The following is a 20609-nucleotide window of genomic DNA, read 5'->3' as shown; positions in this document are numbered from 1 at the left end:
AGTGGGGCGCGGACCGTAGGACGGATTACTTTGCGGCGGCATGTGCTATGTGCTTCGGGTCCGGCGGACTTGCGTATGCGGATGCCGGGCAGGCCGGCGCGAGGTTCGATGATGTTTCGCCGTACGATTGCTGCCGTTGCGCTTGCCGCCATGCCCGCCTCTGCACACGCGGAGGCGTGGATGGTCAAGTCCTCCACGCTCGGCTGCCGGGATCGGGAGACGCTAGTCAAGCTCGACGCGGCGGGCGCATCGCAATCGCTGGACGCATTGCCCGCCGGTTGCGTGGTCTTGGATGCGGGCGAGAGACTGCTCGACCAGCCAGTGATGGGCGGGGGCTTCAGCGACTACGTCGAACTCGAGCGGCGGGACGGGAGCATGCTGTTCGTGCGCAGCTCGGCCATGGTTCCGGATCCCGGAATCGGCAGCGTCTACGACGAGCGCTAGGCCGGGAGGGAAAAGCAAAGGGGCCGCCCTGTGGGCAGCCCCCGTGAGATTCGGGCGGCGTTCTTCGGCGATTTTGGCGCCTCAGCCGCTGATCGCTTGGCTCAGGCCATCCGCAGAGGCAGATCCGGCTTGAAACCCAGCGATCCCGACATCGCCGTCCTCAAGATCCCACTCGACATCGGATCACCTCCTTCCAGTTGTTGAAACCTGGGGCAAGCCTGCCATGCTTCGGCGAAAATGCAAAGTTACGATTTGGATAGCTGGTGCAACCGGTTGTCCGCTCCTATGTGAAGGAAGGTCGAGCCGGCTCACGGCCTTGCGCCTTCGCACCTCGTGTCCATTTCCGCGCTGACAAGGAGACAGGCCCATGCGCTTCAAAGCTGCCGCTTCCGCCGCTCTCATCGGTCTGGCCGCCATGGCCGGGGGTGCCCGCGCCGCCGAGGACGGCGCAAGCCCGAAAACCGCCTGGGACTTCTCGTTCACCTCCATCGACGGCAAGCCGATGCCGCTCTCGGATTTTCGCGGACAGGTGCTGCTAGTGGTGAACACTGCCTCGTTTTGCGGCTTCACCAAGCAGTACGAGGCGCTGCAGGCGCTGAACGCCACGTACGAGGCGCAGGGCTTCGCCGTGATCGGCGTGCCCTCCCACGACTTCGGGGGGCAGGAGCCGAAGGCCGCCGGCGAGATCAAGGAATTCTGCGAGGGGATGTTCGGCGTCACGTTCCCGCTCACCGACAAGAACGTCGTCTCGGGCGATGGGGCGCATCCCTTCTACAAGTGGGCGCGCGAGGAACTGGGCTGGTTCAACGCACCCAAGTGGAACTTCCACAAGTACCTCGTGGGACGCGACGGGAAGCTCGTGACGAGCTTCTTCTCGCAGACGGTGCCCGATGCCGAGCGGCTGGTGCGCGCGGTCGAGACGGAGCTCGCTAAGCCCAAGGTGGCGGCTGCGAACTAGCGGAGAATTCGCTCGGCTAAGTCACTTGCCCATGTCGGGATGCAGCGGGCGTGCACGTCTTCAAGGAAAGCCCTGCAGGAGACCGCGTCATGTGCCGCAACATCAAGACGCTCTACAATTTCTCGCCGCCGGCGACGGATGAGGAGATCCGCGCATCCGCGATCCAGTTCGTGCGCAAGATCTCGGGCTTCACGCACCCGTCGAAAGCCAATGAGGACGCGTTCAACCAGGCGGTGGATCAGGTCGCCAAGGCGGCGCAGGATCTGCTCGGCTCGCTGGTGACGATGGCTCCGCCGCGCGACCGTGAGGTCGAGGCTGCGAAGGCAAGGGCGCGGTCGGCGATGCGTTTCGGGGTGTCCTAGGTCGTACGCGCAGCTATCCGGCCCACGGGGCCTGTTGTGCCATTGCAAGCACGTTGCGTCGCCGCACGAGGATCCTGCCGGCGTTGCGATCGCGGAGATTTGCGTGGGTCCCGGCTTTCGCCGGGATGACGTTAAGAGGGGGCAGGCGGCATCCACACAACAGACGTCATCCCGACGTAGGTCGGGACCCACGCCAGCCTCCGGCTGTCCGACCTCGGATGACCGGCACCGAACCCATCGCGGACAGGCTCGTGACTCAAGAGCGCGATCACGGCGCCTGCTGCTTCTCCTGCGGCGGCTGATCGGCAGGCTTGCTCGGCTCGTCGTCCGGCAGGCGCTCGACCTTGGCGGCCATCTTGGGGACGAGTTGCACCTTGTAGCTCACGCCCTCGCATTTCAGGATCCACGCCGCGTCGTCCGGCTTCGATGCTGCAGGGTCGCGCTCGGCGCTCAGCGGGTTCTTGCACTCGAAGCCTTGCTTGCGGAGTTGCACGGCAATGATGTCTTTCGACACCTCGTTGGCGCCGGCGGCGCGGGCCGGAGCGCTGGCCGGCAGCGATCCGAGCATGGCGGCGACACCCAGGGGGAGCAGGCGAATGTTCTTCATCGGCCCAGCCTCGCGGTTCCGGAGGAAGACGAGGCAATTTTACACCCGATTCGTGACGCGTGCCCCCTTGCCGGCCGCTAACCTTAGATTTTCGTGACAGGGGCGCGGAGGCCCGTGGCAGGCCTGCCGGTGGGCCTGGGATGCCCCGCATAGAAAAAAGGGCCGATCTCGCGATCGGCCCGGAGGCGGGACGTGTTCGACTACCAGCCGCGGTAGGGATTGTAGCCATGCCGCCATGCGTAGAAGCGGGGCTTCCAATGACGATGGCCAAAGTGCCGGTGGTTGTGGAAGTGCCGCTGCGCGTGCTTGCGCTTCTTGTAGTCGTGGTAGGTGTGCTTGCCGTAGCTGTGATGGTAGCCGTGCGAGTGATTGGATTTGCCGCGCCAGTCGGCAAGGGCCGGCGTGAGCGTGATCATGGTCGCCGCGGCTGCGAGCGTGAGCTTGGTGAGAAGCGAGGACTTCATGTCTAGTCTCCCTATTGCTTAAGGGCCCGGCTGACGGCTGTCAGTTCCCCCGGAGCCTTCAAGGGCGACGATGACGGACCGCGCTTGAACCGCCTTTGAACGCATGCGTCATCTGCCGTTCATGTCCGTGGCAGGCCGTGCGGACAAAAAAGGAGCCGATCTTGCGATCGGCCCAGCGGGAGGATTGCAGGGTGGGGAGGGACGAAAATCAGTTCGCGACGCAATTGTGCGCGCTCTCGACCGCAAGAATGGTCCTGGCGTTAGCGCGCTGATAGTCGTTGAGTGGCACGGCGGATTGATCGGTGTACTGGCAGGCGTGGTTGCCGAACGCCTTGATGGCGCGCGGCGTCTTGAAGCAATAGCCGGCGTCGTTCCAGATCGAATTGCGCAGGATCCAGAGATCCTCGCAGCTCCGCGCCTGGATGTCCTTGGGCGTGATGTAGACGTTCTCGACGCAATCGACGAGATGGCAGCCCGCGCTCGCCGTGGTGGGGACGGCGAGCGCGGTGGCAACCACAAGCGAGAGCGGCAGCAGGGGGTGGGGCATGGCCTTCAGCCTGTTGGTTGCGCTTGCCGTCCGACTACTTGCCGACACGCGGCAGGCCCCACAGGCGATGCCAGCCGTCGCGGGATTCGTAGCGGATGTTCTTGGACGCCTGGCTCTGCATCTCGGCGAGCTTGGCGCGCTCGTTCTTGGTCAGGTAGCCCTTGCTCTCCATGGCGGCCTTGGTGCGGGCGATCCGGTTCTGCTCGGCGCGCAGCTTGATGCCTTCGGTCCAGGTGATCGAGCCGGTGTTGCGGCCGTGCTCGATGCGCTCGGCCTGACGGTCCTGGCGGTTGGAGATCACATCGGCGGATGCGATCGCGGGCGCGGCAATCGAAAGGATCAAAGCGAGAGGCAAAGTGCGGTTCATCGTCATTCTCCTATTCCATCCTCGACCGGCGGATGCCGGGTGTGATGGGTGTGGAATAGGGCATGCGCCTTGAACCCGCTCTGAACGGAGCCTTCAGACGCGGTTCATCTCGCGGAGCTTGCGAAAGAGGTGCAAAAGATCCGGCGTTGCGCGGTGGGACTTGCGAGCGCACGTCCGATGTCTGCTCGGTCTCCGCAGACAGAGAAACGCCCAACCCCGGGGGGCGGGGCTGGGCGCTCAAGCGCTCTCGCGCGCAACGCCGGGAGGGAAGCCGGCGTTCCAGACGATGGCCTCGGTTAGACGGGGGGAGCTACCGATGTGTATGGCATCGCCTGAGTAATGCTGACATAAGCGCAACACGCCAGCTTTCAATAGGGGGTAGACGACGAGATCACGAAAACGTGATTTACTTTTCCCCGATATTCCCAGGTCGCCGCGATTCAGTCGCCGAAAAGGCAAAAAATGCCTATGTTTTAGACGGTTCCGTAGTCTGCCGGTTTGACGGGCAGCCGGAATTATCCACGTTTCCACCGCCTTGCAGGCCCGGATGGCCGCATCAGGGATGGAATTTATTCAAACTGACGGCTTCGATCTTGAACAGCTTGGCGTCGAGCTTCTCGCTCGTGGTCAGGTCGGACAGCTCCACGCGCGTGTCGAGGCCCTGGGCGTCGGTCGTCAGCCACTCCTTCAGAACCAGCTCAGGCGTCTTGGTCATGAAGAGCTTGATCTTGCCCGGCGCGTCGGGGCTCTTGTCGCGCAGCGCAAGGATGATCTGGTCGTCGGACTCCTGGACCTCCATGATCTTGGCGTCGCGGATCAAGTCGACATCCTTGCGCAGGAGCAAGCGGAACGGAGTCTGGTCCAGCGCAACGCGGTCCTCATTGTTGAGGTCGAGATCCTGGATGGCGAGATACTCGCCATCGGAGATGATGATCTGGCGCGAGGGACGCGCATAGTCGAAGCGGAAGCGGCCCGGCCGCTTGACCATGAACTTGCCGCGCATGCGCTTGTTATCGGCGGTGGTCTGCACGAAGGCACCCTTGAGGTCGCCGAGCGCGTTGAAATAGCCGTTGACCTTCTTGACCAGCTCCGTCTGCGTGTCGTTGAGCACGAGAGCGCCGCCTGGCGTTGCGACCTCGGCATTCCATCCGGAGCCTTCCGCTGCAGCGTTGCTTTCTGCGGGCTTCTCGGGGGCGGCGGCACCGGGACGTGTCGCCGGGACGGGCGCGGGCACCGCGGTGGCAGCCGGCTGCTCGCCCGCTGGCGGCGCGTTGGCGCCGGCGTGAGCCGGTGCCGTCAGAATCGCGAGCGCAAGGCCAGCCGCAGCAGCCAGATTCGATCTTCTCATGTTCCGTCTCATTGAGCCCCCGCCTCCCAGGCCTGGAGGCGCCCCTGCTGTCTGACCGGACATTGCGACCACAAGTGGGCAAGCACCGGTGCCGTGGGCGCACCCCTCCGCGAGCGCAGTTCCTGTGCCCGCGCAAACCCCGAATTCCGCTGCAGATTGATAGGTGGTGACGCGCTTGCCGTCCAGTGGGCGGCTCCTATCCTTCGGTATATCCGAAAGTGGTCAGGCGACCGAGCGACCCTGCGTCTCGCCGGCCAGGATCTCGCGGCGGCCAGTGTGATTCGGCGCGCTGATCAGGCCGTCCTGCTCCATGCGCTCGATCAGGTCGGCGGCGCGGTTGTAGCCGATCGAAAGGCGGCGCTGCACGTAGCTGGTGGTGGCCTTGCGGTCGCGCAGCACGACGGCGACGGCGCGGTCGTACAGGCTCTCGCCATCGTCGGCGCCGCCAGCGCCCGGGCCTTGCGACGACGTGCCGGCGTCCTCCTGCGCATCGGCGAGGCTCTCGACGTAGCGCGGCTCGCCCTGAGCGCGCAGATGCGCGGCGACCGCCTCAACCTCCTCGTCGGAGACGAACGGTCCGTGTACGCGCAGGAGCTGGCCGCCGCCGGAGGTCATCAGCATGTCGCCCTGGCCGAGGAGCTGCTCGGCGCCCTGCTCGTTCAGGATGGTGCGGCTGTCGATCTTGGAGGCGACGCGGAAGCTGACGCGCGTCGGGAAATTGGCCTTGATGGTGCCGGTAATGATGTCGACGGAGGGACGCTGCGTGGCCATAATCAGGTGGATGCCGGCGGCGCGCGCCTTCTGCGCCAGGCGCTGCACGGCGGTCTCGATGTCCTTGCCGGCGGTGATCATCAGGTCGGCGAACTCATCCACGACCACGACGATGTAGGGCATGGGCGCGAGATCCATCTCCTCGCGCTCGTAAACGGGCTGGCCGGTGGCGGCGTCGAAGCCGGTCTGCACGGTGCGTGCAAGCTGCTCGCCGCGCTGGCTCGCGGTCCTGACGCGCGTGTTGAAGGCCTCGATGTTGCGCACCGAGAGCTTGGCCATGCGCTTGTAGCGCTCCTCCATCTCGGCCACGACCCAGTTCAGCGCGCCGACGGCCTTCTGCGGCTCGGTGACGACGGGCGTCAGCAGGTGCGGGATGCCGTTGTAGACGGAGAGCTCCAGCATCTTGGGGTCGATCATCAGGAAGCGGCACTCCTCCGGCGTGTGGCGGAAGAGGATCGACAGGATCATGGCGTTGACGCCGACGGACTTGCCGGAGCCGGTGGTGCCGGCGACGAGCAGATGCGGCATGCGCGCGAGGTCGGCGACAATGGGCTCGCCGCCAATGGAGCGGCCGAGCGTCAGCGGCAGGATGCCTTCGGCGCCGGTGAACACGGGGCTTTCGAGCAGCTCGCGCAGACCGACCGTCTCGCGGCGGCTGTTGGGCAGCTCGATGCCGATGACGTTGCGGCCGGGTATGACGGCGACGCGGGCGCTGGTGGCGCTCATGGAGCGGGCGATGTCGTCGGCGAGCGCCATGATGCGCGTGGCCTTGGTGCCGCGCGCGGGCTCGAGCTCGTAGAGGGTGACGACGGGGCCGGGCTTGATGTCGCGCACCTCGCCCTTGACGCCGAAGTCTGCGAGCACGTCCTCGAGCAGGCGCGCGGTGCCGCGCAGCACCGTCTGCGAGAACTCGCTGCCCGCTTTCGAGGGCGGGCTCTTCTTCAGCATGGCCGGCGACGGGCGCTTGAAAGCGGGAGGGGCGCGGCGGGCGTTGACGGCGCGCAGGAGGCTCGTCTGCGGGCGGCGCGCGGGCGCGGCCGGCCGTGGAGCGGGCTCGCGCACCGGCTGAGGCGCGGGCGCCGGTGTCGCGGCTTCGCGTGCGGCGCTCAGGAAGCGCGGGAGATCGTGGTCGGGCAGTGCCGGCTCGGGCACAAGCGGACGCGCGCCGGGCGGTGCGAAGCGCTCGGCGATGGCGCGGCTCGAGATCTCGAGGTCGGGATCGGAGCCGTCGGCCGCGAAGTCGTCGATGTCGTCCGGGATGGGCTCGAGGTCGTCGTGCTCGATCGGACGGCGCGCGTTGTAGTTCGGTGCATAGGCGGCTGGCGCCTGCGGCTCGGGCTCCGCGTGGCGGGTGAAGAGGCCAGGCAGGACGGGCTCCACGGCGCCGAAGTGCCCGCGTCCAAAGTGCGGGCGTGCGAGCGTGCGCAGATTGCCCAGGGCCGCGGCCAGGCTGTCGGGGCGCGGGAGCCGCGCGGTTAGGGCGTGCGTCGCGTCGTGAGCCCAAGACGCCTGGGTCCAGGAGGCGTGGCGCGTCGCGTGCGGCGTGCGCCGGGGCAGCACCAGCTCGCGCGAAACGCCGAGCGCACGCACGAGCGAGGACATGCCGAATCCGGCCAGCAGAATGCCGGCGGCGATGGCTGCGGTATCGGAGCTGATGAAGCCCAGGACCGACGTGACGGCGTCGAAGATCACGTCGCCCAGGATGCCGCCGAGGCCGTGCTCGATCGGCCACGAAGCGCCGCCCGGGACGGCTGAGACGGCGGCGGCGACGCCGAGCACTGCGAATGGATAGTAGGTCGCCTTGGTGCGCAGGCTTGTGACGTGCTCGGCAAGCACCAGCTCGAAGGCCCAGAGCATCAGCGGCAGGAGGGCGACGGCCGAGGCGAGGCCCAGCGTCTGAAGCAGGAGGTCGGCGACGATCGCGCCCGGCGCGCCGAGCGCGTTGCGGATCGGACCGCCGGTGGCATGGGTCAGGCTCGGGTCGGCGACCGACCACGAGAGAAGGCTCAACCAGACGGCCGCGAGCGCGACGAGCAGCATCAGGCCGCAACTGCGGCCGAGCGTGCCGATCAGACGGGCCTCGAGAGCAGCCGGCAAGAGGCGCTGACGATCAAGCCCTGAAATGGACGGTCCTGTGGCGGACGGCATGACGGCGAACGTCTCTTACGCAGATACATGAACGAACCGTTCGAGCGCCTCCCGGATGGTTGCGGAGTCGTGGACCAAAGCGATGCGCACGTACTCTGCGCCCGGATTGGTCCCGTCACGTCCGGCCTGAGCCAGGTAGGCACCGGGTATGACCTTGACTCCGAAACGTTTCCATAAGGTTAGTGCGGCGTGTTCACAGTCGCCTATAACACTCATGTCCAACCATAGGAAAAAGCCACCGGTCGGGCGGCGGTAGTCAAAGCGCGTGCCGAGCACGGCGTCGGCCACGTCATACTTCGCGGCATAGGCGCGGCGGTTCAGGGTGACGTGCTGCTCCTCGGCCCACACGGCGGCGGAGGCGTGCTGGGTGGGGCCAGGCATCTGCGGGCCGACGAGGTTGCGCACCTCGAACAGGGTGTCGAGGAAGGGGCCGTCGCCCGCGGCGAAGCCCGAGCGCAGGCCGGGCAGGTTCGAGCGCTTGGAGAGCGAGTTGAAGACCACGAGGTTGCGGAAGCGCTCCGGAGTTTTGGCTGCAACCTCGAGGCCGCCCACGGGCGGGGCGCCGCCGTAGATCTCGGAATAGCACTCGTCGAGTAACAGAATGAAGTCGTGGGTGCGGGCGAGGGCCAGCGCGCGGGCGATGTAGGCCGCGTCGGCGACGGCGCCCTGCGGGTTCGCGGGCGAGCAGAGATAGAGGGCGGCGGTGCGGGCGAGCAGCGCGGGGTCCGCTTCGAGGGCGTCGAGGTCGGGCAGGTGGCCGGTCGCGGCGGTGGCGTTGAGGAACACGGGCTCTGCACCGGCCGCGAGCGCGCCGCCGAGATAGGCCTGGTAGAAAGGGTTGCACATCAGGATCGCGGGGCGGGCGGCTACGTGCTGCTTGCGGCCGACAGCCGGGAAGGCGGCGTAGAAAAGCCCCTCGCGCGAGCCGTTGCAGGGCAGGATCTCGCGGGCCGGGTCAATGGCGCCGACGAGCCCGTAGCGGCGGCCGATCCAGTCGGCGATGGCGCCCCGCAGCTCGTCCGAGCCGCGGATGGGCGGATATTTGGCGAACAGCGCCTCGGCCTCGGTGATCTTGGCGGCCACGAACGACGGCATGGTCTCGCGCGGCTCGCCGAGCGTCAGGTCGATGGGGCGCTCGTGGCCGGGCGGAGTGCCGTCCAAGAGCTGGCGCAGGCGCGAGAAGGGCGAGAGGATGGTGCCGTCGGCGAGGGACGTGAGGGTCAAGGAGTCGGACATCGGGGCCCTTGAAGTTCCGAAGCGCGGGACGTCGTTGCTGCGCGACAGGACATAGCGCCCGGGACCTAGGCCTGTCGATGGCAGGCGGGTCGCTGGTCAGGGGGCGGGGGCGCGGTAGGCCTGCTCGAGGTTCACGGCCTTCTCAAGGCCGATCGCCTTATCGAGTCCGCGCGCTGTCCTGAGGTTTGCCTCGGCGAGGTTGGCGCCGGTCAGATTGGCGCCGGTGAGGTCGGCGCCGGAAAAGTCGGCTCTCAGCAGATCGCACTGGCTCAGGTCCGTGCCTCTGAGGTCGGCGTCGACGAAGCTCGCAGATTGCAGTGACGTCTGCGCCAGGCGCGCTCCCTTCAAGACGGCGCGGGTGAAGTCCGTCTGAACCAGGCTGGCGGGCGCGTTCACGGCCGGCTCGCGCACAGCGGAGCGGCCGATCACCGCGTCGGTGAGATCGGCGCCGGTGAAATCCGCGCGGTCGAGCTGTCCATCGGAGCGGAAGCGGACCAGCTTGGCGCCGGTGAACTTCGGGGCCTCTTTGGCTGCCGCTACGAGGGACGTGAAAACGGTTGGACGGATGATGCGCACGTCCGTCAGGTCTGCATCCGAAAAGTCGGTGGCGGTGATCGTCGCGCGGTCGAGGCTCGCACCTTCCAGCGAAGCGCTGGCGAGACGCGCGTTCGTCAGGTCGGCGCCATAGAGGTTGGCACCGGTGAGCAGCGCTGCCCTGAAATCGATTCCTGCAAGATCGAGCTTGGTCAGGTCCGCTGCCTGGAGGTCGGGGCGCGTGTTGGGCGGCGCTTGAAATATCCGCTCGACGACGGCGCGTGCGGTGAGGCGTGTTCCGGCCGCGTTGGGTGCCTCGTTTTTCTTTGGTGCGAGATAGCTCGGAAGGTCATTGGCCGCGGCGGTTCGTGGCGGGGCGATCGAGAGCCCCGCAACGGCAACGGAAATCTGCAGAACCAGGGTAGCGGGGCCGTTTGCGAGGCGCATGCAAGGTTCTCCCATACCGTCCGACACGCTCCAGGCTGTGTGTTGCCGTTTGTGCTTGCGGTTTCAAGGGAGAATTTCCTGACGTCATTGCGGTGCGGTCCCGGAGCCCATCCTTTCCGGCAGGTTACGGGGCGGTGGTCGTGAACCGGGCGCTGCCGAGGTTCTGGGCGCTCTTGAGGCCGATGGCTTGGTCCAGGCCGCGGGCGCCGCGCAAGTCCGCCTCGTCGAGGTTGGCGCCGGTAAAGTCGGCGCCGGCCAGGTTCGCACCCGTAAAGTCGGCGCGCGTGAGGTTGGTGCCGATCAGGTTAGCGCCGGTCAGATCGGCGCCCATGAAGCGCGCGTACTTGAGCGAGGCGCCGGGGAACTTGGCGTCCTTCAGGATGGCGTTCTCGAAGTTGGCGCTGACGAGGCTCGCGGAGGAGAACAGCGTTTCCTCGCGCGGACCGCCGCCGCCGAACACCGCGCCGGTCAGATCGGCGCGCGCGAAGTCGGCGCGGTCGAGCCAGCCGTCGGAGCGGATGCGCACGAGCTTGGCGCCGGTGAAGCGGGGGGCCTCGCTGGTCGCCACCTCGAGGGTGGTGAAGATCGTCGGGCGTAGGATGCGCGCGTCGGTGAGGTCGGCGCCGGAGAAGTCCGCGGACGTGATGGTCGCGCGGTCGAGGCGCACGCCGACCAGCGAGCATCCGGCCAGTTTTGCGCGCGAGAGCTCGGCGCCGTAGAGGTCTGCGCCGTCAAGTTTCGCGGACTTGAAGTCGAGCTCGGCGAGGTCGAGACGGGTCAGGTTCAGCTCGCTGAGGTCGGGACGCGATCCCGGCGTGGCCTTGAACAGGCGCCCGGTCACGTCGCGCGCGGTGAGCTTCGTGCCCTCGGTCGCGGCGGAGGTCGTGCCGTCCGGCGTCGTGTAGCTCGGCAGCCCACCGCCGGCCGCGACGCTCGAAGCGGTGGCCAGGGCCGATGTCAGGGCTGCAATCGCGTGCCAGAGACGCATGTCGCTCTTCCTCAGGTGCAACTCGCGGCCGGGCGGCTGTCGGCATCCTATCATGCCGCCAAGGCGCCATCCTTCAACAGCTTGTAGTTGATGGAATCGAGCAGGGCCTCGAAGCTGGCGTCGATGATGTTCGGGGAGACGCCAACCGTGATCCAGCGCTCGCCGGTGGCGTTGTCGAAGGTCTCGACGAGCACGCGCGTCACGGCCTCGGTGCCGCCGGTCAGGATGCGCACCTTGTAGTCGACCAGCTCGATGCTCTCTATGTGCTTCTGATAGCGGCCGAGGTCCTTGCGCAGCGCGCGGTCGAGGGCGTTGACCGGGCCGATGCCCTCGGCCACGGACCACAGCGGCTCGCGGTCGCCGTTGATGAACACCTTCACGGTCGCCTCCGAGACCGTAACCAGCTCGCCGACCGCGTTGTGGCGGCGCTCGACCATGACGCGGAAGCTGTCGACCGAGAAGAAGCGCGGCACGTTGGCCAGGTGACGGCGGGCCAGAAGCTCGAAGGAGGCCTCTGCCGACTCGTAGGCATATCCGGCGCTCTCGCGCGATTTCACCTCGTCGAGCAGGGCCTGGATGCGCGGGTCGTCCTTCTCGGCGACGAGGCCGAGGCGCTCGAGGGAGGCCATCACGGTCGAGCGGCCGGCCTGCTTCGAGACGAGCAGGCGGCGCGTGTTGCCAACCGCCTCGGGCGGTACGTGCTCGTAGGTCTCGGGCTCCTTCAGGATGGCCGAGGCGTGGATGCCGGCCTTGGTGGCAAAGGCGCTCTCGCCCACGTACGGCGCGTGACGGTTGGGCGCCTCGTTCAGAAGCTCGTCGAGCACGCGGCTGCCGTGGGTCAGCGTGCGCAGGCGCTCCGGCGTGATGCCGGTCTTGAAGCGCTCGACAAAGTCCTTCTTCAGCAGCAGCGTCGGGATGATTGAGGTCATGTTGGCGTTGCCGCAGCGTTCGCCGAGGCCGTTCAGCGTGCCCTGGATCTGGCGGCAGCCCTGGCGCACGGCAGCCAGCGTGTTGGCGACCGCGTTGTCGGTGTCGTTGTGGGTATGGATGCCCAGGTGGTCGCCGGGGACGTGCTGCGTCACGTCGGCGACGATGCGCTCGACCTCGTGAGGCAGCGTGCCGCCATTGGTGTCGCACAGCACGACCCAGCGGGCGCCGGCGTCGCGGGCCGTCGTCGCGACGGCGAGGGCGTAGGCGGGATTGGCCTTGTAGCCGTCGAAGAAGTGCTCGCAGTCGAGCATGGCCTCGCGGCCCGAGGCGACAACGGCCTCGATGCTCTCGGCGATGGCGGCGAGGTTCTCCTCGTTCGAGATGCCGAGCGCGACGCGCACGTGATAGTCCCACGACTTGGCGACCATGCAGATGCTGTCGGCCGCCGAGGTCAGGAGCGCCTGCAGGCCGGGGTCGTTGGAGACCGAGCGGCCGGTGCGCTTCACCATGCCGAAGGCGGTGAAGCGGGCGTTCTTGAAGGCAGGCTTGGTCTGGAAAAATGCCGAGTCCGTGTCGTTGGCGCCGGGGTAGCCGCCTTCCACGTAGTCGAGGCCCAGCTCGTCGAGGATGGCCGCGATGCGCCGCTTGTCCTCGAGCGAGAAGTCGACGCCGGTCGTCTGCGCACCGTCGCGCAGTGTGGTGTCGAAGAGGTAGAGGCGTTCCTTAGACATCCGCGCCTCGCTTGTCGGCTGCGCGACGGCAACATTTTTGGTTTGTTCGTGCTCGGCGCTCCAAGATCATGGCGCGCCCATGTGGCGGGGCGCCTGTGCGCGAACGGGCACGCAACGTGGTGTCGAACAGGTAGAGGCGTTCCTTGGTCATCTCGCTTGTCTTTGTCGAGTGTGCTTCTTGTCGGAAACGATTAGCTGTCGTTGTCGGCGGCGAGCCGCTTCTTCATGGTGGTGTTGGGGAGCCAGAGGTCGTCGCGAGGGACCATGTTGCGCTGGGTCGCCACGTAGCCGCGAGCCTCGAAGAACGGCACGGCGGTGTCGCTGGCCTCGACCGTGATCTCCTTGGCGCCGCGGCCCTGGGCGAGGCGCTCGACGGCATCCGCGAGTGCGCTGCCGACGCCCTGGCCGGCGAAATAAGGGTGCACGTAGAGCATCTCGAACGTGGTGTTATCCTTCAAGGACGCGAAGCCGGCGTACTCGCCGTCCACCTGCACGACAAGGGTGGTCATGGCGCCTAGCCTCTCGGCGAAAGCTGCCGCGTCGGCGGCGGTGGCGGCCCAGGCGAGGCGCTGGTCCTCGTCGTAGTCGTCGGCCGTCAGCTCCTCGATCGACTGGGCGAAAAGGTCGCGCAGCGCCACGGTGTCAGCGGCGAGGAACGGACGCAGCGGGTAGGACGTGGTCATCATGGGCCTACTGCCAGATGTAGCCGTGCTTGACGGCGAGATAGACTGCGAAGGCCAGCACGGCGATCTTGATGACGATGTAGACCCGCCAGTGCCGCGGGAACGGAACGTCCTTCTTCCAGTCGCTCATCGGGCGATCTCCCAGGTGGTGACGATCTCGCCGGTCTTCGGGTCCTTGGCGTCCTTCAAGGATACGCCCATGGCAGCCAACTCGTCGCGGAGGCGGTCCGATTCCTTGAAGTCCTTGGCCTTGCGCGCGGCGAGGCGGGCGGCGACGAGGGCGTCGACCTTGCCGGAGTCGACGGTGATCGCCTCCACGCCGACGTTGAGCTCGTCGCGCGTCTCGCCGCCGTAGAGGCCCATGAACTCGAGCGTGGCGCGCAGCTCGGCCGCGGCGCCGGGGTTGCGCTTCGCGGACTTGGCGAGGCCGTGGACGATCGAGCGCGCGCTCGGCGTATTGAGGTCGTCGGAGAGCGCGGCCACGACGTCCGGGTTCGGTGCGGCGGCGGGGGTGACGGGCGCCAGCAGGTCGGCGAAGTCCAGCAGCGTGCTGCGCGCCTGCAGCAGGCGCTCGGCCGTCCAGTCGATGGGCTGGCGGTAGTGCGTGCCCAGCATGGCGAGGCGGATCACGCGGCCGTGCCACTGGTTGGCGCCGAACTTTTTCGTCGCGAGCAGCTCGTGGATGGTGATGAAGTTGCCGAGCGACTTCGACATCTTCTCGCCTTCCACCTGCAGGAAGCCGTTGTGCAGCCAGACGTGGGCCATCACGGGCAGGCCGTGGGCGCAGCGCGACTGGGCGATCTCGTTCTCGTGGTGTGGGAACACCAGGTCGATGCCGCCGCCGTGGATGTCGAAGACGGGGCCGAGGTGGCGCTCGGCCATGGCCGAGCACTCGATGTGCCAGCCGGGGCGGCCAGGCTCGACGATGCCTGCCGGCGAGGGCCAGGCCGGCTCGCCCGGCTTCGAGGGCTTCCACAGCACGAAGTCCATGGGGCCTTTCTTGTAGGGCGCGACCTCGACGCGGGCTCCGGCCTCCATCTCGTCGAGCGAGCGGTTGGAGAGGCGGCCGTAGTCGGGCATGGACGCAACGTCGAACAAGACGTGACCTTCGGCCACGTAGGCATGCCCGCGCGCGACGAGGGCCTCGATCAGCCGCTTCATTTCCTCGATGTGCTCGGTGGCGCGGGGCTCGACCGTCGGCAGCAGCACGCCCAGGGCGGCGATGTCGTCGTGGAACTGCTTCTCAGTGGCGCTGGTGACGCGGCGTATGGCCTCGTTCAGCGGCAGGTCGGGGAAATCGGCGGCGGCGCGGGCGTTGATCTTGTCGTCCACGTCCGTGATGTTGCGCACGTAGGTGACGTGCTCGGCACCGTAGACGTGGCGCAGCAGGCGGAACAGCATGTCGAAGACGATAACGGGCCGTGCGTTGCCGATGTGGGCGTAGTCGTAGACCGTCGGTCCGCAGACGTACATGCGGACATTGGACGGGTCGATGGGCGTGAACGGCTCCTTGCGCCGCGAGAGCGTATTATAGAGCGTGAGCGACACGCTTCGTCTCCTCATGCATAGCGCGGCCCGCAACCGTCCGAGCGCGGGCCGATCCTCCGTCCGGCGGGGCGATTCTCTGTCTTGTCATGAGGCAAAGAACGGGGCCGCGCGCCAGCCGGGTGTGACTAGCTCGAAATGATAATAATGCCGCAAATCTTGGCGGCGGGGTTGCGCAGGGTCGTTCTCATGGCCCCGTGTTATGCGCCGGCGTAGTCGGCGTCAAGCTCCGCGGGGCGGGCGCCCGGCCGTTTCCCACGCCTCCTGCGACACGCCAAGGGCGCGCGAGACGCCGCATTTCTCCCGCATTGACCGCGTATGCGAGGGCTCCCATAGTATGGTGAACAGAGGGCTTATCGGGGCGATCGTACCCCGATCATCGTGGGGTTGATGGCAGGAACCGGCAAACGCGGCCTCAGGCGCCGAATTCTCGATCGCACAGCGCGGGCCGATGTGCGCGTGAGCCTTGCGCTGCTGGCACTCGTGCTTGCCGGCGGCGTTGCCGTGCCCGCCCTGGCACAGAGCTGGTGGCCGTTCGGTGGCAACGAGCAGCCACGGCAGCGGGGCCCTGTTCCAAGCGACTCCGTCTACGGCGACCCCTATGACGAGGGCGCGGGAGGACAGGCCGGCCTGCGCGGCAACTCGGTGTGCCTCGAGCTCGAGCAGCGGCTCGTGCAGGAGGGGCAACGTGGCGGCGACTCGCGTCACATGATCCCGATGGTCGAGAACGAGCTGAGGCAGGTCGACCAGGCTTACCGCTCGCAGCGCAAGGAGCTGGATCGCGCGGACTGCTACGAATATTTCCTGTTCTCGAAGACGCTGCGCAGGACGCGCCGCTGCGTCGACCTCGCCAATCAGGCGGATGCCTCGCGGCGGCGGATCGACGATCTCGAGGTGCAACTCCGGCAGCTTCAGGGGTCCTCGAACCGGTCCTACCAGGACGAGATCATCCGGGAGCTGGCACGCAACAACTGCGGGTCGAACTACCAGCAGCAGGCGCGGCGCCAGAGTGGCGGCGGGTTCTCCGGCTTCTGGGACGACGGGGAGAGCAGCGGCTACGGCGGCGGATCGAGCTTCGGCGCGCTGCCGTACGCCACCTACCGCACCGTGTGCGTGCGCCTCTGTGACGGCTACTATTTCCCGGTCAGCTTCTCGACGCTGCCGAACCATTTCCAGCGCGACTCGGACGTCTGCCATTCGAAGTGCGCGGCGCCCGCGGAGCTCTACTACCACCAGAACCCGGGTGCCGGCATGGAGCAGGCGGTGGCCGCGCGCGACAACATCCCCTACACGCAGCTCAAGACGGCGTTCCGCTACCGCAAGGAGTACGTGAACGGCTGCTCGTGCAAAATGGCCGAGTACCAGCCGGAGCCGGGCGCAGCCGTGCAGCAGGGCGGTGCCGGCGCGGACGGATGGGCGGCCCAGGCACCGACAGGCTCGACGGAGCAACAACCGCCTCCGCAGCAACCTCCTCCCGCGCAGTACGACAACGGCGGCGGCGAGACGCTGCCGTGGGAGACGTCTCCTCAGTAACTGTTCTACGCCACGCTCTGGGTCCCGGCTCTCGCTACGCTCGGCCGGGATGACAACCTACGCTGAGCCCTCCACGTGTCATTCGGGGAAGGTTTCCTCGGATCTGTCGCTCCAAGCCCTTTTGACGTCGAGCAAGCGGAAACTTGCGTGGGTCCCGGCCTTCGTCGGGATGACGTTGGGAGGAGGCAGACGGTATCCACAGCAGCGTCATCCCGGCGAAGGCCGGGATCCATGCCAGCCTCCACAAACGCGACAACGGCGGGTGAGGGAAAGACGCGGTTCTTGTATACATGCGCTCACCCGCGGTGGCCGCGGAGGCGGGCTTCGGCGCGGGGGCGGCCGATCAGGGGGAGAAGCGCTTTCAGCTCGGGGCCGGCGTCGCGACCTGTCAGGGCGAGGCGCAGCGGGTGGAACAGGGCGCGGCCCTTGAGGCCGGTGGCCTTGGAAAGCTCGGTCGTGAGGGCGCCCCATGTGGCGGCGTCCCAGGGCTCGGGCGGCAGAAGGTCGGCGGCCTTGCCGGTCAGATCGATATTTTCGATCACAGGCTCGATCTCACCTGCAACAACCGCCCACCAGTCGCCCGCGTCCGCGAGCAGCGTGACGTTGCCGCGTACGGCCTCCCAGAACGGCGCGCCGCCCGTGATGCTGAGCCCGGCGAGGCGCGAGGCCACGTCCTCGTAGGGAAGCTTGTGCAGGAGCTTGGCATTGAGCGTCCTCAGCTCGTCGAGGTCGAAGCGGCCGGGGGCGGTCGAGATCTTGCCGAGGTCGAACAGGGCCGCCAGCTCCTCGATGCGGGTGTGCGGCTCGATGGCGTCCGAGGTGCCGACCAGGGCCGCATGGGAGAGCACCGCCATCGGCTCCAGCCCCTCGTCGCGGAAGGCCGCGATGGAAAGCGTGCCGAGGCGCTTCGAGAGCGCGTGGCCATCGGCGCCGATCAGCAGGCTGTGGTGGCCGAAAGCGGGTGGGGCGGCGCCGAGCGCCTCGAAGATGGCGATCTGGACGCCCGAGTTGGTCACGTGATCCTCGCCGCGCACGATGTGCGTGATGGCGAAGTCGATGTCGTCGACGATGCTGGTGAAGGTATAGAGCGGGGTGCCGTCCTCTCGGATCAGGACCGGGTCCGACAGCGAGCCGATGTCGACGGTCTGGTCGCCGCGGATGAGGTCGTTCCAGGAGACGATGGTGGGCTCTGGCCCGAGCAGGCCGCTCGCGGCGTCCGTGTTGGGCAGGCGGAAGCGCCAGTGCGGGCGGCGGCCCTCGGCCTCGAGCCTGGCCTTGTCCAGGTCCGTGAGCCTCAAGCCGGTGCGGTCGTAGATGGGCGGCAGACCGCGGGCGAGCTGGCGCTTCCTCTTGCGGTCGAGCTCCTCCTCGCTCTCGTAGCAGGCGTAGAGGTGTCCCGAGGCTTTCAGGCGCTCGGCCACCTCGGCATAGCGGGCGAGGCGCGCGGACTGGCGCGCCTCCCGATGCCAGGCGAGGCCGAGCCAGCGGAGGTCGGCGCGGATGCCCTCGGCGAACTCCTCCGTCGAGCGCTCGCGGTCCGTGTCGTCGAGGCGGAGCAGGAACGTGCCGCCCGATTTCAGCGCCAGGAGGTAGTTCAAGACCGCCGTGCGGACGTTGCCGATGTGAAGCCGGCCGGTGGGGCTCGGCGCGAAGCGGACGGATGGTTTCATGTGCGTGCAGTGGCTCGGCAGCTCGGGCTCAGTCGATTTCGGCGCCACCCTATAGAGGTGATCCGCAAAATGCAGCTAGCTTCGGAAGCCCGGTCGCAAGCTGCGACGTCGGCGGGGCGCGGCTTTCCGCTCTCCTTGAGGGGACAGGCAGGGGCCGTGCCATGCCGCCGTTCGCAGCGGTTGTGCAACACTTTGGTCCGGCACGGCTTCAGCCGGCTTCAAAGCGAGTCGCGCATTAGGTCATTGGTAAGATTGGTCGCCTAGCTTGACCGTCATTGCAGTGGCGGGGCGGGGAAGTTGCATGCGGGTGCTCAAATCGGTTCCAGTCGAGGATTTCGAGCTCCGCGGCAGCATCAAGGACAGCGACGTGACCCGGCTCAAGCGGGCCTTCGCGGAGGATCCGCAGATCCATGAGAACGAGGCGGAGACTCTGCTGCGCCTCAACCGCTCGTGCCCCATCCATGCGCCGTCGTGGAGCGGCTTCCTTGCCGACGCGATCGCCGACTACATCCTCAATCAGAGCGGTCCCGAAGGCTATATCACGATCGAGAAGAGCCGCTGGCTGGTGGCCAGGCTCGCGACCGACGGCTGGATCGCCAACCGGGCCGAGTTCGATCTCCTGGTCGCGGTGCTCGGCAAGGCACGCTGGTTCCCGCTGAGTCTCGCCACCTTCGCGCTCGAGCAGGTCGCCGGCGCGGTGATCCACGGCTTCGGTCCCTTGCGCCGTGTGCCGGGGCCGCTGGCGCTGCAGGGCGCGGTGCCCGGCACCATCGGCGAGCCCGAGATCGCTCTGATCCGCACCATCCTCAACGCCTTCGGCGGCGACAGCGCGCTGCCGCTGACGCGCCCCGAGGCGGAGATCCTGCTCGACATCAACAGGGCCGTGGCCGGACGCCTGCCCCCGCCGGCATGGACGGACCTCTTTGCCAAGGCCGTGGCCAACGTGGTGCTCGCCGAGCACGGCTACGCGGTGCCGCCGCGTGCCGTGGCGCTGACGCCGGGCGCGGTGGCGCAGCCCGCCGCGACAGTCGGCGAGCAGGTGACCCGATCGCTCGGCCAGCTCCGCCGCGACTACCACACGCAGTCGTGCGAGGAGCGGGCGCTGGCCAGGCTCGAGCGGCAGAGGATCGAGATCGTGACCGGCGAGGAGGTCGCTGCCGAAGAGGCGGGATGGCTCACGGACCGGCTGCTGTCCAGCCTCCGGCCGTCGGCGATCGAGGCCGCCGTGCTCGCCCACCTCGACCGGGAATGCCTCATCGGAGAGCCCGGCCGGCGCCTCGGGATCGGCCGCGGCGGTTACGCCGCCTGAGCCCTTTGCGCCGCATGCCACGCTGGCCGGCGTGCCCGCAGGGTAGGCGCCCTGCAAAATCCTGTATCAAATCCGTCATGGGGATGCCGGGCAGCCCGACTTTATCGCGGTTTACGCGCTCGCAGGGTTTAGTCTAGAAGAGCCTGACCTAACTCTTCCCCGACATTCAGACAGGGCGCCACGGGATAATGTTCAAGAAGATCCTCATTGCCAATCGCGGCGAGATCGCCTGCCGCGTGATCAAGACCGCGCGCAAGATGGGCATCAAGACCGTTGCCGTCTACTCGGACGCCGACCGCGATGCGCTGCATGTCGACATGGCGGACGAGGCCGTCCACCTCGGCCCGCCGCCCGCGGCCCAGTCGTACCTCCTGATGGACAAGATCGTCGAGGCCTGCAAGCAGACCGGCGCCGAAGCCGTGCATCCCGGCTACGGGTTCCTTTCCGAGCGCGAGGCGTTTCCGGTGGCGCTCGCGAAGGCCGGCATCGTGTTCATCGGCCCCAACCCCAAGGCCATCGCCGCCATGGGCGATAAGATCGAGAGCAAGAAGGCGGCGGCCAAGGCCAAGGTGTCGACGGTGCCCGGCTACATGGGCGAGATCGACGACGCCAAGCACGCGGTGAAAATCGCCGAGGAGATCGGCTATCCCGTCATGATGAAGGCCTCGGCCGGCGGCGGCGGCAAGGGCATGCGCATCGCCTACACCCGCCGCGAGGTCGAGGAAGGCTTCCCGCTCGCCCGCTCCGAGGCCAAGGCCTCGTTCGGCGACGACCGCATGTTCGTCGAGAAGTTCATCGTCGATCCGCGCCACATCGAGATCCAGCTCATCGGCGACAAGCACGGCAACGTCATCTACCTTGGCGAGCGCGAGTGCTCGATCCAGCGGCGCTTTCAGAAGCTCATCGAAGAATCGCCGGCGCCGGCGCTGGATCCTTCCATACGCGAGCGTATCTGCCTAGCCGCTGTGCACCTTGCCAGCGCATCGG

20 protein-coding genes are annotated in these 20609 nt (G+C 67.4%); 6 read left to right on the top strand and 14 right to left on the bottom strand.

The genetic code is table 11. The features are described from left to right. Positions 1-108 precede the first annotated feature (108 nt). The 3 genes from IT540_RS11790 to IT540_RS11780 all read left to right on the top strand — a co-directional run bounded on the left by IT540_RS11790 (position 109) and on the right by IT540_RS11780 (position 1764). Positions 109-444 (top strand): hypothetical protein, encoded by a 336-nt coding sequence (locus IT540_RS11790; protein ID WP_291177709.1) that lies wholly within the window; start codon positions 109-111, stop codon positions 442-444. Positions 445-811: 367 nt separating this feature from the next. Then, positions 812-1402 carry a glutathione peroxidase gene (locus IT540_RS11785; RefSeq protein WP_291177706.1) on the top strand — a complete coding sequence of 197 codons (591 nt, stop codon included), beginning with the start codon at positions 812-814 and terminating at the stop codon, positions 1400-1402. An 89-nt stretch (positions 1403-1491) separates the two neighbouring features. Continuing rightward, complete coding sequence (locus IT540_RS11780) at positions 1492-1764, top strand: DUF2277 domain-containing protein (protein ID WP_291177739.1); 273 nt, start codon at positions 1492-1494, stop codon at positions 1762-1764. 268 nt (positions 1765-2032) lie between these two features. On the opposite strand, the gene IT540_RS11775 is transcribed toward IT540_RS11780, so the two are convergent. From IT540_RS11775 to cysS, 13 genes are all read right to left on the bottom strand, one after another. After that, complete coding sequence (locus tag IT540_RS11775) at positions 2033-2371, bottom strand: hypothetical protein (protein ID WP_291177703.1); 339 nt, start codon at positions 2369-2371, stop codon at positions 2033-2035. Positions 2372-2571: 200 nt separating this feature from the next. Beyond that, positions 2572-2835 carry a hypothetical protein gene (locus IT540_RS11770; protein ID WP_291177700.1) on the bottom strand — a complete coding sequence of 88 codons (264 nt, stop codon included), beginning with the start codon at positions 2833-2835 and terminating at the stop codon, positions 2572-2574. Positions 2836-3043: 208 nt separating this feature from the next. Further along, positions 3044-3382, bottom strand: a complete 339-nt coding sequence (locus tag IT540_RS11765) for a YARHG domain-containing protein (protein ID WP_291177697.1) — start codon at positions 3380-3382, stop codon at positions 3044-3046. A 34-nt stretch (positions 3383-3416) separates the two neighbouring features. After that, positions 3417-3749 carry a hypothetical protein gene (locus IT540_RS11760; RefSeq protein ID WP_291177694.1) on the bottom strand — a complete coding sequence of 111 codons (333 nt, stop codon included), beginning with the start codon at positions 3747-3749 and terminating at the stop codon, positions 3417-3419. A 556-nt stretch (positions 3750-4305) separates the two neighbouring features. Then, on the bottom strand, positions 4306-5097 hold the full coding sequence (locus IT540_RS11755) for an outer-membrane lipoprotein carrier protein LolA (protein WP_291177690.1): 792 nt from the start codon (positions 5095-5097) through the stop codon (positions 4306-4308). Positions 5098-5319: 222 nt separating this feature from the next. Beyond that, positions 5320-8016 (bottom strand): DNA translocase FtsK, encoded by a 2697-nt coding sequence (locus tag IT540_RS11750; protein WP_291177686.1) that lies wholly within the window; start codon positions 8014-8016, stop codon positions 5320-5322. A gap of 15 nt (positions 8017-8031) precedes the next feature. Then, a complete protein-coding gene (locus IT540_RS11745) occupies positions 8032-9240 on the bottom strand; it encodes an aminotransferase class I/II-fold pyridoxal phosphate-dependent enzyme (RefSeq protein WP_291177683.1) in 1209 nt (402 codons plus the stop codon). Between the two features lie 108 nt (positions 9241-9348). Continuing rightward, entirely contained in the window at positions 9349-10233 is an 885-nt protein-coding gene (locus IT540_RS11740) for a pentapeptide repeat-containing protein (RefSeq protein ID WP_291177680.1), read from the bottom strand. A 124-nt stretch (positions 10234-10357) separates the two neighbouring features. Continuing rightward, entirely contained in the window at positions 10358-11221 is an 864-nt protein-coding gene (locus IT540_RS11735; protein WP_291177676.1) for a pentapeptide repeat-containing protein, read from the bottom strand. A gap of 50 nt (positions 11222-11271) precedes the next feature. Continuing rightward, positions 11272-12882 carry a citramalate synthase gene (gene cimA, locus IT540_RS11730; RefSeq protein ID WP_291177673.1) on the bottom strand — a complete coding sequence of 537 codons (1611 nt, stop codon included), beginning with the start codon at positions 12880-12882 and terminating at the stop codon, positions 11272-11274. A gap of 191 nt (positions 12883-13073) precedes the next feature. After that, positions 13074-13565 (bottom strand): GNAT family N-acetyltransferase, encoded by a 492-nt coding sequence (locus IT540_RS11725; protein ID WP_291177736.1) that lies wholly within the window; start codon positions 13563-13565, stop codon positions 13074-13076. A 7-nt stretch (positions 13566-13572) separates the two neighbouring features. Beyond that, a complete protein-coding gene (locus IT540_RS11720; protein ID WP_291177670.1) occupies positions 13573-13695 on the bottom strand; it encodes a hypothetical protein in 123 nt (40 codons plus the stop codon). Continuing rightward, positions 13692-15113, bottom strand: a complete 1422-nt coding sequence (gene cysS / locus IT540_RS11715) for a cysteine--tRNA ligase (protein WP_291177665.1) — start codon at positions 15111-15113, stop codon at positions 13692-13694. The genes IT540_RS11720 and cysS overlap by 4 nt, the downstream gene beginning before the upstream one ends. Positions 15114-15569: 456 nt before the next feature. Between cysS and IT540_RS11710 the strand changes: the two genes are divergently transcribed. Then, the gene (locus tag IT540_RS11710) at positions 15570-16643 is read left to right on the top strand and encodes a DUF2865 domain-containing protein (RefSeq protein WP_291177662.1); all 1074 of its coding nucleotides are present in this window, start codon (positions 15570-15572) and stop codon (positions 16641-16643) included. A gap of 296 nt (positions 16644-16939) precedes the next feature. Here IT540_RS11710 and gltX read toward each other — a convergent pair whose 3' ends face one another. After that, positions 16940-18313: a glutamate--tRNA ligase gene (gene gltX / locus IT540_RS11705; RefSeq protein ID WP_291177659.1), complete on the bottom strand. Its 1374-nt coding sequence runs from the start codon at positions 18311-18313 to the stop codon at positions 16940-16942. Positions 18314-18614: 301 nt separating this feature from the next. Here gltX and IT540_RS11700 point away from each other — a divergent pair, with 301 nt between their 5' ends. Both IT540_RS11700 and IT540_RS11695 read left to right on the top strand, forming a co-directional pair. After that, entirely contained in the window at positions 18615-19622 is a 1008-nt protein-coding gene (locus tag IT540_RS11700) for a hypothetical protein (protein WP_291177656.1), read from the top strand. A 188-nt stretch (positions 19623-19810) separates the two neighbouring features. Next, positions 19811-20609 (top strand): biotin carboxylase N-terminal domain-containing protein (locus tag IT540_RS11695; RefSeq protein ID WP_291177653.1); only part of this gene is annotated, 799 nt, incomplete at its 3' end.

The organism is Hyphomicrobium sp., from assembly GCF_020852195.1.
GTDB lineage: Bacteria > Pseudomonadota > Alphaproteobacteria > Rhizobiales > Hyphomicrobiaceae > Hyphomicrobium_C.
Note: the sequence above shows the minus strand (reverse complement) of the source record. Positions and strands in the feature narration are given on the sequence as shown.

Bases quoted from the DNA above. Each gene is read 5' to 3' on its own strand.
- IT540_RS11790 (WP_291177709.1), top strand. From the start codon at position 109: ATGATGTTTCGCCGTACGATTGCTGCCGTTGCGCTTGCCGCCATGCCC.
- IT540_RS11775 (WP_291177703.1), bottom strand. From the start codon at position 2,371: ATGAAGAACATTCGCCTGCTCCCCCTGGGTGTCGCCGCCATGCTCGGA.
- IT540_RS11735 (WP_291177676.1), bottom strand. From the start codon at position 11,221: ATGCGTCTCTGGCACGCGATTGCAGCCCTGACATCGGCCCTGGCCACC.
- cimA (WP_291177673.1), bottom strand. From the start codon at position 12,882: ATGTCTAAGGAACGCCTCTACCTCTTCGACACCACACTGCGCGACGGT.
- IT540_RS11755 (WP_291177690.1), bottom strand. From the start codon at position 5,097: ATGAGAAGATCGAATCTGGCTGCTGCGGCTGGCCTTGCGCTCGCGATT.
- IT540_RS11760 (WP_291177694.1), bottom strand. From the start codon at position 3,749: ATGAACCGCACTTTGCCTCTCGCTTTGATCCTTTCGATTGCCGCGCCC.
- IT540_RS11765 (WP_291177697.1), bottom strand. From the start codon at position 3,382: ATGCCCCACCCCCTGCTGCCGCTCTCGCTTGTGGTTGCCACCGCGCTC.
- IT540_RS11725 (WP_291177736.1), bottom strand. From the start codon at position 13,565: ATGACCACGTCCTACCCGCTGCGTCCGTTCCTCGCCGCTGACACCGTG.
- gltX (WP_291177659.1), bottom strand. From the start codon at position 18,313: ATGAAACCATCCGTCCGCTTCGCGCCGAGCCCCACCGGCCGGCTTCAC.
- IT540_RS11780 (WP_291177739.1), top strand. From the start codon at position 1,492: ATGTGCCGCAACATCAAGACGCTCTACAATTTCTCGCCGCCGGCGACG.
- IT540_RS11740 (WP_291177680.1), bottom strand. From the start codon at position 10,233: ATGCGCCTCGCAAACGGCCCCGCTACCCTGGTTCTGCAGATTTCCGTT.
- IT540_RS11785 (WP_291177706.1), top strand. From the start codon at position 812: ATGCGCTTCAAAGCTGCCGCTTCCGCCGCTCTCATCGGTCTGGCCGCC.
- IT540_RS11750 (WP_291177686.1), bottom strand. From the start codon at position 8,016: ATGCCGTCCGCCACAGGACCGTCCATTTCAGGGCTTGATCGTCAGCGC.
- IT540_RS11700 (WP_291177656.1), top strand. From the start codon at position 18,615: ATGCGGGTGCTCAAATCGGTTCCAGTCGAGGATTTCGAGCTCCGCGGC.
- IT540_RS11720 (WP_291177670.1), bottom strand. From the start codon at position 13,695: ATGAGCGACTGGAAGAAGGACGTTCCGTTCCCGCGGCACTGGCGGGTC.
- IT540_RS11770 (WP_291177700.1), bottom strand. From the start codon at position 2,835: ATGAAGTCCTCGCTTCTCACCAAGCTCACGCTCGCAGCCGCGGCGACC.